Genomic DNA, 13,034 nt, shown 5'->3' on the forward strand with positions numbered 1-13,034 from the left:
CCTGGAAGCGGCCGAGCTGCTGGCCGCACTCTGTCGATCAGCGCGGCTGTTCGTAAACTTCTTCCAACCCTCGTTCAAACTGTTAGCCAAGCAGCGCGACAGTGCTCGTGTACGCAAGACATACAGCGCGCCGGCAACGCCTCACCAGCGCCTGGCAGCGGACGTCCGCACGCCTGAAGGGTCAGATCGCCGCGGAAAGCCTTGAGCCGGGTGCGATTGCAATCGATATCGCCCGCCGCCATGGCTGCCGGACACAGCAGGTACATGACTGGCGACGCCGGGCGCGTTCAACAACTGGTGCTGCCGGCTTCGGCAGATGCAATATCGTTCGTGCCTTTGGTGTCGGAATCGTCGCCACCGGCGGCTGCGGAGCCTCCGCCAGCATACACTTCGATACGCGGCGACAATGGTCCTCTTATGTCGTCCGAATGGTCTCCACTATGAGCACCCTTGCCGCCAATCCCAATTCGTGCGCGCTGCGCGACGTCGTCGATGCCGAGCAAATCCTCACTGCAATGCGTCGACTCATAAGTCAGCACCGCCACCTTTGCAGACGGGGGAGCTGGCGCAGCCGTTGCGAGCATCGATGCAGACGTCGCTAAGTGCTTGAGCGCCTGCGCTCGGCGTGCGAGAAATCGCTGTGATCCTACTCGAGTGGGCTAAATTTCCATTGTCGCACCCGCAATCCGCCGAATGAGCAAACTTCCGGTTTTTGACATCGTGGTCCTGTACCGGGGTCGTGGTCGAGTAACTCAGCCATTCGGCTTCGCCCTCACAGATCCGGGCGGGCAGACTTCCCGCACCCGGCTCTTCCCGAGCGTAACCCGCGTCATATGCGCGCCTGCGCCCTCGAGTGATGCGTGGAACGGAAAGACGGAAGCGAGCCGTCAGGGTCTCGAACTCCGGCCATCTCTTGCGCGAGATGATCGGCTTTGCTGCCCAGCGGCTGATGGAGCTGGAAGTCGAAGGCCAGGTCGGTGCAGCCTACGGCGAGAAGAACCCCGAGCGTCTGGCCCAGCGCAACGGTGAGCTTCGACCGGACCTGGGAGACCTGGCCGGCACGGTCGAGCTTCGCATCCCAAGCTGCGCAAGGGCTCCTACTTCCCGGGTTTCCTGGAGCCGCGCCGGATGGCCGAGAAGGCGCTCACCGCCGTGGTCTGTCGATTCCGAGGTCATCGCGCGCACCGTACCGATTTGATGGCGCGCGGAGTTCCGAAATGATCGCGCGCTTCGTTGCGGTCATGGGCGCATCCAGCTTGTCATTCCCGCTAGCGACGTGGACCGAGCAGCTCGGCGACTGGATCGCGGGAAACGACGCGGCCTACAGCTTTTTTGGTGACGCGACGCAACTGCTGGTGCCCACAACGCCAAGATCGCGGTGATCGAGGCCTGCCTCTGTGACCCCATAGTCGACCGCAGCTACAGCGATATGGCGCAGCATTCCGGCACGGCCGCCTCGCCCGAGAGATAAGGCAAAGGTCGAGGCCTGCGGTGGGAATCATCGAGCGTTGGCTGCTGCGGCGGTTGCGCAACCGAACTTTTTACAGCCTGGCCGAACTCAACCGCGCGATCGCCTAGTGGCTGGCCAAGCTCAATGACGAACGGGTACTGCGTCAGTATGGCCGCATACGGCGCCAGCTTTCGAGGAAATTGATGCGCCAATTCTCAAACCGCTTCCGGGCCAGCCGTGGGTCCATGCCGAATGGCGGGTCGGGCTCGACTATCACGTCGAGATCGAACAACACCATATTCGGTGCCCTATCGCTTCGCCCGCCGCTGAGTTAGACTAGAAGCGCGGATCAGCGCACGAACGATTGAACCCTCCTTGGAGGCGAGCGTGCATATGCGTGGCAGTGGCAACGGGCGGCACACGACGATCAGCGCCACATGCCCTCCAGCCACCGGCGCTATGCGAGTGGACGCCGGCAAAGATCTGCAGGGAGGGAGGCCGGTCCGGCCCGATACTGCGCTAGTCGACCGGATCATCGAGGACCTGAAGCGAAAGATCTTAACCATGCCCGCCAACAGTTATACTGGCTGACTCGTTCTGCTCGCTACGAATTCATGAGAATCTCCGCAGCCAGCTCGCCGAGCGCCACGTCAGTCGTGGGCCGTAGCGGAGCGCTTTTGGTACAGCCAGCATACCCTGAGCGGAAAGCAGCGGATCGATGTAGGCTAGCGCACCTCCTATTGCGACATCCCGCACGATGAGGGTAAACGAGGTCACCGCGTAGATGCCCTCGCACGCGACGACCGTTCCAATGGCGTCCCGGATTTCCGCGCCTCATGTGCTCGGCTGTCCACAATACCGGCCGATGCCTCGCCTTGCGTGAAAGCCTGGAGCTGGGGTACGGAGCTGCGACGTGTCGCAATGATATTGTCATTTGCAGCCGCAATTATTTTGAAGGCCGGCGCCATATTTGCCCAAAGACCCACCATTTCCTTCGGCAGAGGCGCGAACGAGCAGCGCTGGAGCGGCCGATCGACTGGAGAGCATTCAGGGAGCAGGGCGCAGGCCTCGGATAGAGGATGACCAAAGAGCTGAGAAGCTGACGGCTCCGGGGCCGTGATGGTAGTCCCGATCGACAGGCGCGCCGTTAGCTTGTTTTGGTTGTGCAGGGCCTCTTCCGAGGCCCTGCGATCCGGCGCCCGCCAGGATCAGATGCTCTCAGATTGTGCGCATCGGACGACAACCTTGCAGCATTGCTGCGCGATAGCCACGCTAGTCGCTGCTCCCCGCCTACCCGACCTGCTACATTGACTCAAGCGTCAACTGGAAGGCCGCGAAGATGAAGAGGACTACAAACACAAGCGCAAACAATCTGCTTTCCAGTTCCGAAAAGGACGTGGTGATCGAAATGCGGCATGCTATGCATCGCGAGCCGGAGCTTTCCAACAACGAGTGGAAAACTCAACAGCGGATCCGCGAAACGCTTGAACGGTTTGGGCTGTTCGATGCGAAGACCTTTCACAAAACCGGCCTTTACGTCGACATCCACGGTTTAGCCTCCGGGCCGCAGCGCTCCGTCGCCATACGGGGCGACATCGATGCCTTGCCGATCCAGGAAACCCGGGACGACTTGTCCTATCAGTCCCGGGTCCCAGGTCATATGCATGCGTGCGGTCATGACCTGCATGCGTCGATCGCTATGGGTACCGCACTTGCGTTTCATCGGATGCGAGAGAGCTTTTCTGGCAAGCTTCGCGTGTTTTTCCAGCCCGCCGAGGAGGCGGAGCCACTCGGCGGACGATCAGTGGCTGAGCAGGGCCTGCTTAGCGGCTTCCACGCTGCTGTTGGGTTCCACGTCAAAACTGATTTGCCCGCGGGGATGTTCGGCGCACGCCCAGGCGCTGTGACACAATCCGCCGATCAGTTCGCGATCACACTTATCGGGACCATGGCCCACGGCGCGAGGCCGCATGCGGGCGTGGATGCAATTGCGATGGCCGGGGCATTCATCAATGAGGTCCAAAAGGTCGTGTCGCGGGAAATGCCCTTCGATGACGGGGCGATCGTCACAATCGGGACGATTGCAGGTGGCGAAGCCACAAATATCATTTGCCCGTCAGTTACGATGACCGGAACTATCAGAACAAGCCGTTGTGAGCGGAGAGAGCTCCTGGTTCAGCGCGTGCGAGAAATAGCTGAAGGGGTCGCGACGATGCACCGCGGGAAAGCGGAGTTCTCCCACAAATTCGGTGAACCGCCGGTCATTAACAACGACGTGATGGTTGACAGGTTTCGGCGGCTGGTGGTCGAGACCGTGGGCAAAGACAAGTTTTCCGACCTGAAGTCGTCGAGCGCAGGCGGCGGCAGCGACGATTTCGGATTCTACTCCGCGTGCGTGCCCTCGATCTACTTCTGGTTTGGCAGCAAGGAGCAAGGCAACGAGTCCGGCGTGCACACGCCAACTTTCGGAGCCTCGGACGATCTGCTCGTTCCGACAGCTGAGCTCGCGATCAGGTACTGCTTGGAGATGCTGAATTCGTAGCGGCGCCGATGTACGATCCCGCCACAAATGACACGAAAAGATCCGCCGGCCCGCCCTCGATCCACGCGAGAGAACGACCCACTCTTTCCAGAAGGAGTTTGCACATGGCAATGCCTAAGGCTTCGCAAGCATTCGCCCGCGGCGGGTATCTGCGGAGATTATCCGCCGTCAAGTCGGAGATAGAGCGGCGAAGGTCGAAGCGGTGGTCACGGCTCCGGCTAACATCATATATCTCTCCGGATACACTTCGAGGTCGGGCTATGTTCCGCGGGGGCTGGTCGTGACTTTAACGGATGAGTAGCCGACCTTCCTGACGCGCAGAATGGTCTGGCCGGCGGCGATCCATCAGATGTTTGTCGATCGCAGTCGTGTCACTGGTTATTCGGAGGCGCTCATCGCTACCCCGAACGGGAGGAGACCATCGACTTCATCTTGGACGATGGCGTCGGCCGCAAATGGACCGGTCTGGAAGAACGGCTCTTGCCCGCTGACAGTTAAGAAGTTCAAATCTCGCTCGACAGGCGCGAACATCGTCTACTGCACTAACGCCGTGACCCGGATCCGCGGCGTGAAATCGGACTCGGAATTCGCGATGATGCGGGAAGCTACCGCTATTTCCGACGCCGGCATGCTCAAAGCGAGAGACGTTATCCGCTCAGGCGCGCGCGAGGCCAATGAATCCGCCGAGGTCATTGCAACATTGGTGCGCAGCGCTAACGGCAAGCCCAGCACGGATTTTGCGGGCCTCTTCTTTGCGCTGCGCACGCATCTCCACGTGTCACATTCGCTGGACCGAAGACGTCTTCCAGACGGGCTCGCAGAGCAATTTCGAGTTCAGCGGCGGGCGTCATGGCTAGACCTCTCCGCTGATGCGCACGATGTCGCGATCGGTAAGCCGTCGGATCACATACGCCGGTTGCATGAAGGGAACGTTGCCAGGTTGGAAGCTGCACTTGCCGCCGCCAAACCCGGCAGGACCTGCAGCGACGTCGCCATAGCTTTCAACTCCAACTTGAAAACGCGATGGCTTGGTGAAGGAGTCTCGGTGCGGCTACGCCGTCGCGATAGATTGGACGGAACCTACAGCTAGCTTGAAGGACGGCGATAACACGGTCCTCAAGCCGAATACGACATTTCACCTCATGCTTGAAAACTGGATCGATGAAGACGTGGTTATGTGATCAGCGAAACCTTCCGCATACCGACGTTGCAGGTGAACCATTCACGAAGTTGCCGCGCGAGCTATTCGAACTCTGACGCGCAATCCGCTGCGGCCTCAGCGATTCCAGGCCTGCCGCTAGTGCGTTAAGGTCTCTCAAAGGAGAACAATGGGCCACTCTCGCTCGCAGCACTCGCCTTCTTGCACGAGGACACCGGTTTTCAACACTAGGCGTCCGCAGATAGGTGGCCCGGTCGCGGTGCTGATTGCGCCGAGCCGTAGTCCATCGCAATATCCCGGGCTCGCGCCTGCGCTCGTCATCACCAAGACCGAAGGTGGACGCGATCGTCACAATCGGAAAGGCCGCTTTCGAGCGATCATTGACAGCCGCTCCATGATGCTCACAATCTCTGAGCGTATCGTTGCCATTCGATCGGCGAGCCCTGGCGGCATGCGCGCGTTGCTGGGCAACTGTTCCGCCATAAATATCCGCCGGGATTCATGCAGCTTTTGCGTGGAGCGGGACAGAGGGGATGTTTCGCCCAGAGCCCCGTGGAGGAACCGAAGGCCGTTAAATACGTGAAAATCGCTGTGCGAAACTTCCTTTGGATCGATGTGTCGGCTGCCACTGTGCCGATTGCGGCGCCAGGAATAGCAAACCATCACCATCTCGCGCACTCTGCTGGAATTGTGCGCAAGAACGCCGAGGTTGCTGAATTTCTGCGTCGTTCGCCGGTCCCTTCTCAATTTCACCGCGTGGTTCCGATTAGAAGTGGTTCAGCAAAAGCGGAGATTGCAAGATGCAAGTCGGTGTTCCCAAGGAAATCAAAACACACGAATATCGCGTGGGCCTGACCCCTGGAGCTGTCCGGGAATATGTGGCTGCCGGCCACCAAGTATTGGTGGAGGCCAATGCCGGCGCTGGCATCGGGGCAAGCGACGAGGAATACCGGAAGGCCGGTGCAACAATCGCCGCGGCTGCTCGGGAGGTGTTTGCATCGAGCGAGATGGTAGTCAAGGTCAAGGAGCCGCAGCCGTCCGAATGGGTCCAGCTCCGAGAGAATCAGATCCTCTTCACCTATCTGCATCTGGCGCCCGATCCGGAGCAGGCAAAAGGACTGCTGAAATCGGGTTGCACAGCGATCGCCTATGAAACCGTCACCGACTCGAACGGGGGCTTGCCGTTGCTTGCGCCAATGAGCGAAGTCGCGGGCCGGCTCACGATCGAGGCTGCCGGCGCGGCCCTAAAACGGTACAGCGGCGGGCGGGGGTTATTGATCGGCGGCGTGCCTGGCGTTCAGCCCGCTCGTATCGTTGTCATCGGTGGCGGTGTCGTCGGTACGCATGCCGCCCGAATGGCAGCCGGTTTGGGTGCGGAAGTCACCGTCATCGACCGTTCGATCAACCGCCTTCGCGAACTGGACGAGCTATTCGAGGGCCGCGTCCGCACCAGGTACTCGACCATCGACAGCGTTGAAGAGGAAGTCTCTGCCGCAGACGTCGTTATTGGCGCCGTGCTCGTCCCAGGAGCCAGTGCACCGAAGCTGGTGTCGCGCAAGATGCTGAGCTCGATGAAGCAAGGCTCTGTGGTCGTTGACGTCGCGATCGATCAAGGCGGTTGCTTTGAGACGTCGCGTGCCACCACCCATGCTGATCCAACCTACGAAGTCGACGGCGTGATCCACTATTGCGTTGCCAACATGCCCGGTGCAGTCCCGCTTACCTCAAGTCAGGCCCTCAACAACGCAACTTTGCCTTTTGGCTTGGCTTTGGCAAACAAGGGCTTTGCGGCCGTGCTTGAAAATCCGCACTTGCGCGCTGGCCTGAACGTCTATCGGGGCCGGTTGACCTACAAGGCAGTGGCAGAGAGTCTCGGCCTACCATTTTCACCGATCGAACAGGCTGCGGCCTGATCTCCCAGGCCCCCTAGGGGCGTTTCCTCCCTAACTTGAAGGGGCCACCCTTGGAGTGGCCCCTCCTTTTTTTGCTTTCAAGCACCATTCTGGCACGTAATTCGACCAAGCCCACTGGGGCGAGTTCGTTAGGCCTGTTTTGGGTTGAAGAGGATTGTGAGAAGTCAGAATTGTCAGAGCTTTCGGTATGGTTCTCATTCTTTCACGAGTGCTCAAAACAGCTGGACCGTCGGGACGTCGCGATCAAAGATCGCTTATCTGTCCGGTGGCATTTCGATTGGAACTGCAAACCCCGATTTTACGCGGTCCATGATGACCATGGTTTTGAACCCCTTAATATCGGGGTTCTCGTAAAAGAAGCGTCTGGTGAAAAGCTCGTAGTCCTCCATCGTGCGAGCCGTTATGTACAGAACGAAGTCTGCATCGCCCGTGACATAGAAGCCATTTACGACTTCACTCGACGTTTTGATGGCCTTCTTGAATTTGTCGATGATATCGGAGCGCTCCCGCTCGAGATTCACGAGGACAAGCATCTGAATCGGCCTTCCCACTGCTCTTGCCGAGACGATGGACACATCCGACTCAATGATTCCTTCCGAACGGAGCCTCTTCAACCTTCTCTGACACGCCGTGGGGGAAAGCCCCGCCATTTCGCCAATGACCTCGGACGTGAGGCGATTGTTTTTTTGCACGATCTCCAGGATGCGTGCATCTATCCGATCGTAACGCATAGCGGTTGTCTCCAGCCCTAAGCTGCGTTTCGTCGCAAGGCATCAATGCTTTGCAGGAATTCATCCCGCGCACCGAAAATGCGACGCAAATCTGTTTGCGTCACTAGTATCCTGATTACTCCAGCAATTTCAATAAGTGACGGCGCGGGAGTTTCAAAATGGGTGTTCAAGGCTTTCGGCACAGACGCCCGGAGTGGGGTGGCCTCGCTATGCGGCACCTTCGAACTCTCAGACGACGAGACTTTTTAGCGGGGGCAGCGTTCATCGACGGCAAGTGGACGGACGGCGGGCAGAAGGACGCGGTTGTCGACCCCGCGACGGGGGAGGAAATCGCGGAAGCTGCCCGTTGCTCGGCGGCCGACATGGAGCTGGCAATCGGAGCAGCAGAGAAGTCGTTTGTTGCATGGAGGCGTCTGCTGCCCACCGAGCGAGGAGTGATCCTCAAATCTTGGGCGTCCCTGATCCGCGGCCATTCAGAGGATCTCGCCGTTCTTATGACCAGCGAGCAAGGAAAGCCTCTGGCGGAGGCACGCTACGAGATCACATATGGCGCGGGCTTTCTGGAATGGTTTGCCGCTGAAGGCGAGCGCACCTATGGCGAGACCATTCCGAGTCACAAAGCGGGAAGCCTGCTTCATGTGCGAATGCAGCCAATCGGTGTTGCGGCGGCGATCACGCCATGGAATTTTCCAATCGCGATGATCACGAGAAAGGCGGGAGCTGCTCTTGCCGCGGGCTGCCCGATCGTCGTGAAGCCGGCTCCCGAGACGCCATTGTCGGCCCTTGCCCTGGCTAGGTTGGCCGAAGAAGCTGGTATTCCGCGTGGCGTATTTCAGGTGCTTGTCGGTGATTCAATCGAGCTTTCGAAACCACTGTTGCGCGATACGAGGGTGCGAGCTCTTTCGTTTACTGGTTCTACCGAAGTTGGGCGCCTGCTTCTGGCAGAGGCGGCACAAACCGTGAAGAAAGTGTCGCTTGAGCTGGGGGGCCACGCTCCGTGCATCATCTTTGACGACGTCGATGTCGACAAGGCGGTTAAGGGAGCGATGGACGCAAAGTTCACCACTTCGGGCCAGGACTGTCTCGCCGCCAATCGCATCTACGTGCATAGAAAGATCTACCGCGCCTTCGTCGAGGCGTTTGCCACCCCTATTTCTCAGCTCAGAGTCGGGCACGGCCTGGAAACGACAACTGATATAGGGCCGATGACAAAGCTGTCGGTTGCCAACAAATGCAGGGCCCACATCGACGACGCCGCAAAAAAGGGGGCGCGGGTGTTTTGCGCCGACAAGGGCGCAAGTTTGGGTGCAAACTTCGTTCCTCCGACGTTGCTCAGCGATGTCACCGACCACATGCTGATCACGCATGAAGAAACCTTCGGGCCGGTTGCTGCCGTGCTCCCGTTCGATTCTGAGGCGGAGGTTGTATCCAGGGCGAACGCCAGCGAAATGGGGCTGGCTGGATACATCTACACAAACAACCTTCGCCGGGCGCTCCGCCTTTCTGAGCAGATCGAGTGCGGCATGCTCGGAATCAATACAGCTTCCTTTACTGGACCGCCCATTCCGTTCGGAGGCTGGAAGCAGTCCGGACTCGGACGAGAAGGGTCGAAGCACGGTTTAGCAGAGTACATGGAACACAAATACGTCTGTTTCGGCGATTTGGCGGCATAGGAGAACTATATGATTGATATCAAGACCATCGCTGAGCGAGATCGTTCCAGTGTTCTGCATCCCTTCACGCAGCTGAAGGATTTCGCGAGCGGCAAGCTTGGCGATCCCACAATCGTCACAGGTGGTAAAGGGATATCCATTCGGGATGCGGAGGGCCGAACATACATCGATGGCTTTGCCGGTCTCTACTGTGTCAATATCGGCTATGGGCGTACCGAAGTTGCCGAGGCCATCGCAAGGCAGGCCTATCAGCTCGCATATTACCACACGTACGCTGCTCACACGACCGAAGAGCTCGCAAAGCTTTCGCATCGCCTCGTGCAAATGGCACCGGGAAACGCCAGCAAAGTCTTCTACGGACTTTCCGGATCGGATGCCAACGAAACTCAGGCCAAGCTCGTCTGGTATTACAACAATCTGCGTGGTCAGCCGAAGAAGAAGAAGATCATCTCTCGCGAGCGCGGTTATCACGGGTGCTCGGTCATTTCTGGATCAATGACGGGAATGTCGTTCTATCACGATCAAATGGACCTTCCGTTTCCGGGTATTCTGCACACAGGCACTCCCCACCATTATTGGGGCGCTGAGCACGGGGAATCGGAGGAGGCCTTTTCTCGTCGGCGTGCGGCCGAACTCGAAGAGCTAATTGTGCGGGAGGGCGCGGAAACGGTCGGCGCGTTTATTGCCGAGCCTGTCCTTGGTACCGGAGGCATCACACCGCCGCCCAGCGGGTATTGGCGGGAGATTCAGGCCGTACTCAGGCGGTATGACGTTCTTCTCATCGCCGATGAGGTGATCTGTGGATTCGGGCGAACCGGGGCCGACTTTGGCAGTACTCTATACGGGATGGAGCCGGATCTCGTAACGGTCGCCAAGGGGCTCACCTCGGGCTACATGCCGCTCTCGGCAGCCATCGTGGGGGAGAAGGTTTACTCTGTTATGGAGGGGGCCGCCGATCGCGTTGGCGCATTCTCACACGGTTACACCTACTCGGGTCATCCGATCGCTGCCGCCGCCGCCAACGCAGTGCTCGATATCGTTGAAAAGGAGCAGCTCAGCAATCGCGCCAGGGTGGTCGGCGCGCACTTTCAAAAGCGGCTTAAGGAAAGGTTCGCTCAATTGGAGATCGCTGGCGAAGTTCGCGGCGTCGGCTTGCTCGGCGCTATCGAGTTTGTCGCGGACCGTCACACGAAGCGACGGTTCGACGCCCAGCTCAAAGTCGGCGCCCGCATCTCGAAGGCTGCTCGCGAGCGGGGACTTATTGCTCGGGCAATGCCGCATGGCGATATTCTGGGTTTTGCTCCGCCTCTTGTCGTCTCGGAAGGCGAGATTGATGAGATTGTCGAGCTTGCCTATCAGGCAACCAGGCAAGTCATTGACGAACTCGCCAGGGAGCCCGCAAGCGTTTAGAAACTCCGCATTCCACGCCCGGCACGTGTCGCACATCGGGCGCGCTTCATGAGTGAAGGTCATCCTCACCGTGAGGCGACCCGATCCGTTCTGAGCTAACTCAAGTAGCACCGGGCCGCCGCGGCAAATGCCCAGTTACACGGACTTTGTCAATCCTAGGAACTACGTCCGAATGGGGCAGGTCGCGCGCCCTAACGACCCAATGGTGGTGCGGAAGGTGCTGGCAAACGCGAGCGGAGAGATCTTCTCGCCCTTCGACTGGGCGCAAGCCATTTATCGCACCTCTGGCGGCGGTGGCCCTTCAGTTCATCTGAAGAAGGAGAGCAGGTGACTCTGTGGTATTCCTCCGTTGCGGGCCGTCTTGTTTGACGGACGCGAACGCTGCAGGTCCTACGGGTAATCCTGGGAGAAGCACTATGCCGATTTCGAGGGGCGGAGGTGATCACATCGGCCGAGCGGCGGCGCCGGTGGTCGCAGGATGAGAAGGAACGGCTTGTTGCAGCACTGGGCGAGGATGTGACCGAGACGTTGGGAGATCCCGCGCCGGTTCAAGGTCATCGAGACCGTGCGAGAGAAGTTCACTTGCCGCGATTGCGAGAAGATCAGCCAGCCGCCGGCACCGTTCCATGCCACGCCGCGCGGCTTCATCGGTCCGCAATTGCTGGCGACGATCCTGTTCGACAGTGGGGTCGAGGACTGGCGCGCCGCTTAACCAGTTTTCCCGGTCATGCACGTTTCCAGCCCCCGCCACATCGCACGCAGCATGCAGATTTCCCGCACTACGCGCTCCCATTTGCTTCATGACAAGGCTTATGGACCTATCATGTTGGAGCAGCTTTTACTTCGGCGGCACTCGCCCGGTAGCCGTTGAACAGCTTCAAGGTGTCGTACAGCCACGAGTTACTCCACTGCTTCCAGCCGAAGCCCTTTTGTTTCCGTGCCTTCGCCAGATGGCGTCTGACCTTCCTCTCTACCCAGTCTCTGATGTAGGGAAGCATTTACTGGAATCGCCTATCCGGAAGTAGTTTACCCATCCTCGGAGCTTTGGATTGATCAGGCTTATCACCCGACTAATCGGTTGCGACCGATAGCTGCCAAACACTTCCTTGAGCCCCCGCAGAAGCGCCGTCCGCTTTTTGAGCTTGGGCGTGTAATACGGCCGCATCACTCCGCGCAGACTGCGGAGATAGCGGAAGTCGATTCCCAGGAAGCCGAAGCTCTCGCCTCGGGCCAGGTCAACTATGCGACTCTTCTCATCATTCACCTCAACCTGTAACTTGGCGAACTCCTCCCGCAAGCGCTTGTTTATAGCGCCGAGCAGCCAGTCATGTCGCTGGTGGGCATAGATCAAGACAACCATATCGTCAGCAAAACGTGCATATTCGATATTGGTGTACTTGCCGCGACGTGTAACTTCACGTGCTCGCTCCAGCATCTTGTCCACCTCATTGAGGTAGAGGTTACTGAGCAAGGGTGAAAATTACGCCGCCTTGCGGAACGCCTTTCTTGCCAGAAGCTTTCAGCACAAGCCGCAGAAGATGCATGACGTCCCCATCATCAACCCGCAGGGCTACCTTCTCCAGAATCCGATCATGCCGGACGTTGTCGAAGTAGGCCCGCAAATCAAGATCGAGAACCCGCGTCTTCCGCTCAGCTATTGCTTTAGCAACTCGCTTGATCGCTTCATGTGTTGTCCGCTTGGGAACGATCCCGGTTGGAAATCCGCCTCGAATACAGGTTCGAGTATGAGCTTGAGCGCCCCTGTACCTCTCTGTCGCGGATAGCCGGAATCGACAGAACGCGGACCTTGGAGCCCCCGTCCTTCGGTATTTCCCGCTTCCTTGATGGAAGTGGCTTATAAGTGCGCTCGATCAGTTCGTCTCGTAATTGCTCGAGCAGAGACTCCACGCCTCGCGCTTCGATGGCTTCGAACGTCACCCCGTTATAGCGCGACAATCAGGATGAGAGCGCGCATTGCCTCGCCTTAATTGTTACCGGATGCTGAGCCGTTGCCTCACGTAAATTGCTCCCCTGGATCGGGAACAAGCGGGGGCGCAGATGGGGTGGCTGAGCATGGCAACGCGGAAGGAACTGACGGCGGCGGCGGGCGCGCGCTATCGGCGTTCGGATCGTGCGAAGAAGGCGCGGATATTAGA

Annotated in this window: 8 protein-coding genes and 4 pseudogenes; 10 read left to right on the plus strand and 2 right to left on the minus strand. The window is 58.8% G+C overall.

The genetic code is table 11. The features are described 5' to 3' along the window. The 7 genes and pseudogenes from L6637_RS41280 to ald all read left to right on the plus strand — a co-directional run. A pseudogene (locus L6637_RS41280) lies at positions 1-178 on the plus strand (ISNCY family transposase); the annotation flags it as partial. Then, positions 108-602 carry a transposase gene (locus tag L6637_RS42980; RefSeq protein ID WP_206733559.1) on the plus strand — a complete coding sequence of 165 codons (495 nt, stop codon included), beginning with the start codon at positions 108-110 and terminating at the stop codon, positions 600-602. The pseudogene L6637_RS41280 and the gene L6637_RS42980, both read left to right, overlap by 71 nt. Before the next feature lie 254 nt (positions 603-856). Then, positions 857-1,158 (plus strand): annotated as a pseudogene (locus L6637_RS41285) (transposase); the annotation flags it as partial. 71 nt (positions 1,159-1,229) lie between these two features. After that, positions 1,230-1,958, plus strand: a pseudogene (locus tag L6637_RS41290) (Mu transposase domain-containing protein); the annotation flags it as partial. Positions 1,959-2,789: 831 nt separating this feature from the next. Further along, positions 2,790-3,992, plus strand: a complete 1,203-nt coding sequence (locus L6637_RS41295; RefSeq protein ID WP_128929852.1) for a M20 family metallopeptidase — start codon at positions 2,790-2,792, stop codon at positions 3,990-3,992. Positions 3,993-4,314: 322 nt separating this feature from the next. Then, the gene (locus L6637_RS41300) at positions 4,315-5,082 is read left to right on the plus strand and encodes a M24 family metallopeptidase (protein WP_232995624.1); all 768 of its coding nucleotides are present in this window, start codon (positions 4,315-4,317) and stop codon (positions 5,080-5,082) included. 869 nt (positions 5,083-5,951) lie between these two features. Beyond that, complete coding sequence (gene ald, locus L6637_RS41305; RefSeq protein ID WP_128929853.1) at positions 5,952-7,064, plus strand: alanine dehydrogenase; 1,113 nt, start codon at positions 5,952-5,954, stop codon at positions 7,062-7,064. A gap of 254 nt (positions 7,065-7,318) precedes the next feature. On the opposite strand, the gene L6637_RS41310 is transcribed toward ald, so the two are convergent. Next, positions 7,319-7,795, minus strand: coding sequence for an Lrp/AsnC family transcriptional regulator (locus tag L6637_RS41310; RefSeq protein WP_128929854.1), 477 nt, complete (start codon positions 7,793-7,795; stop codon positions 7,319-7,321). 158 nt (positions 7,796-7,953) lie between these two features. On the opposite strand from L6637_RS41310, the gene L6637_RS41315 reads away from it, so the two are divergent. The 3 genes and pseudogenes from L6637_RS41315 to L6637_RS41325 form a co-directional block, all read left to right on the plus strand. Next, positions 7,954-9,468 carry an NAD-dependent succinate-semialdehyde dehydrogenase gene (locus L6637_RS41315; RefSeq protein ID WP_128929855.1) on the plus strand — a complete coding sequence of 505 codons (1,515 nt, stop codon included), beginning with the start codon at positions 7,954-7,956 and terminating at the stop codon, positions 9,466-9,468. Between the two features lie 9 nt (positions 9,469-9,477). Continuing rightward, complete coding sequence (locus L6637_RS41320) at positions 9,478-10,878, plus strand: aminotransferase (protein ID WP_128929856.1); 1,401 nt, start codon at positions 9,478-9,480, stop codon at positions 10,876-10,878. 495 nt (positions 10,879-11,373) lie between these two features. Further along, positions 11,374-11,560: pseudogene (locus tag L6637_RS41325) on the plus strand (IS66 family transposase zinc-finger binding domain-containing protein); the annotation flags it as partial. Positions 11,561-11,848: 288 nt separating this feature from the next. On the opposite strand, the gene L6637_RS41330 reads toward L6637_RS41325, so the two are convergent. Further along, on the minus strand, positions 11,849-12,349 hold the full coding sequence (locus tag L6637_RS41330) for a group II intron maturase-specific domain-containing protein (RefSeq protein ID WP_206733229.1): 501 nt from the start codon (positions 12,347-12,349) through the stop codon (positions 11,849-11,851). Between the last annotated feature and the right edge of the window lie 685 nt (positions 12,350-13,034).

It is taken from the genome of Bradyrhizobium zhengyangense, assembly GCF_022012435.1.
In the GTDB taxonomy this organism is placed as follows: domain Bacteria; phylum Pseudomonadota; class Alphaproteobacteria; order Rhizobiales; family Xanthobacteraceae; genus Bradyrhizobium; species Bradyrhizobium zhengyangense.

Bases quoted from the DNA above. Each gene is read 5' to 3' on its own strand.
- L6637_RS41295 (WP_128929852.1), top strand. From the start codon at position 2,790: ATGAAGAGGACTACAAACACAAGCGCAAACAATCTGCTTTCCAGTTCC.
- L6637_RS41300 (WP_232995624.1), top strand. From the start codon at position 4,315: ATGGTCTGGCCGGCGGCGATCCATCAGATGTTTGTCGATCGCAGTCGT.
- ald (WP_128929853.1), top strand. From the start codon at position 5,952: ATGCAAGTCGGTGTTCCCAAGGAAATCAAAACACACGAATATCGCGTG.
- L6637_RS41310 (WP_128929854.1), bottom strand. From the start codon at position 7,795: ATGCGTTACGATCGGATAGATGCACGCATCCTGGAGATCGTGCAAAAA.
- L6637_RS41315 (WP_128929855.1), top strand. From the start codon at position 7,954: ATGGGTGTTCAAGGCTTTCGGCACAGACGCCCGGAGTGGGGTGGCCTC.
- L6637_RS41320 (WP_128929856.1), top strand. From the start codon at position 9,478: ATGATTGATATCAAGACCATCGCTGAGCGAGATCGTTCCAGTGTTCTG.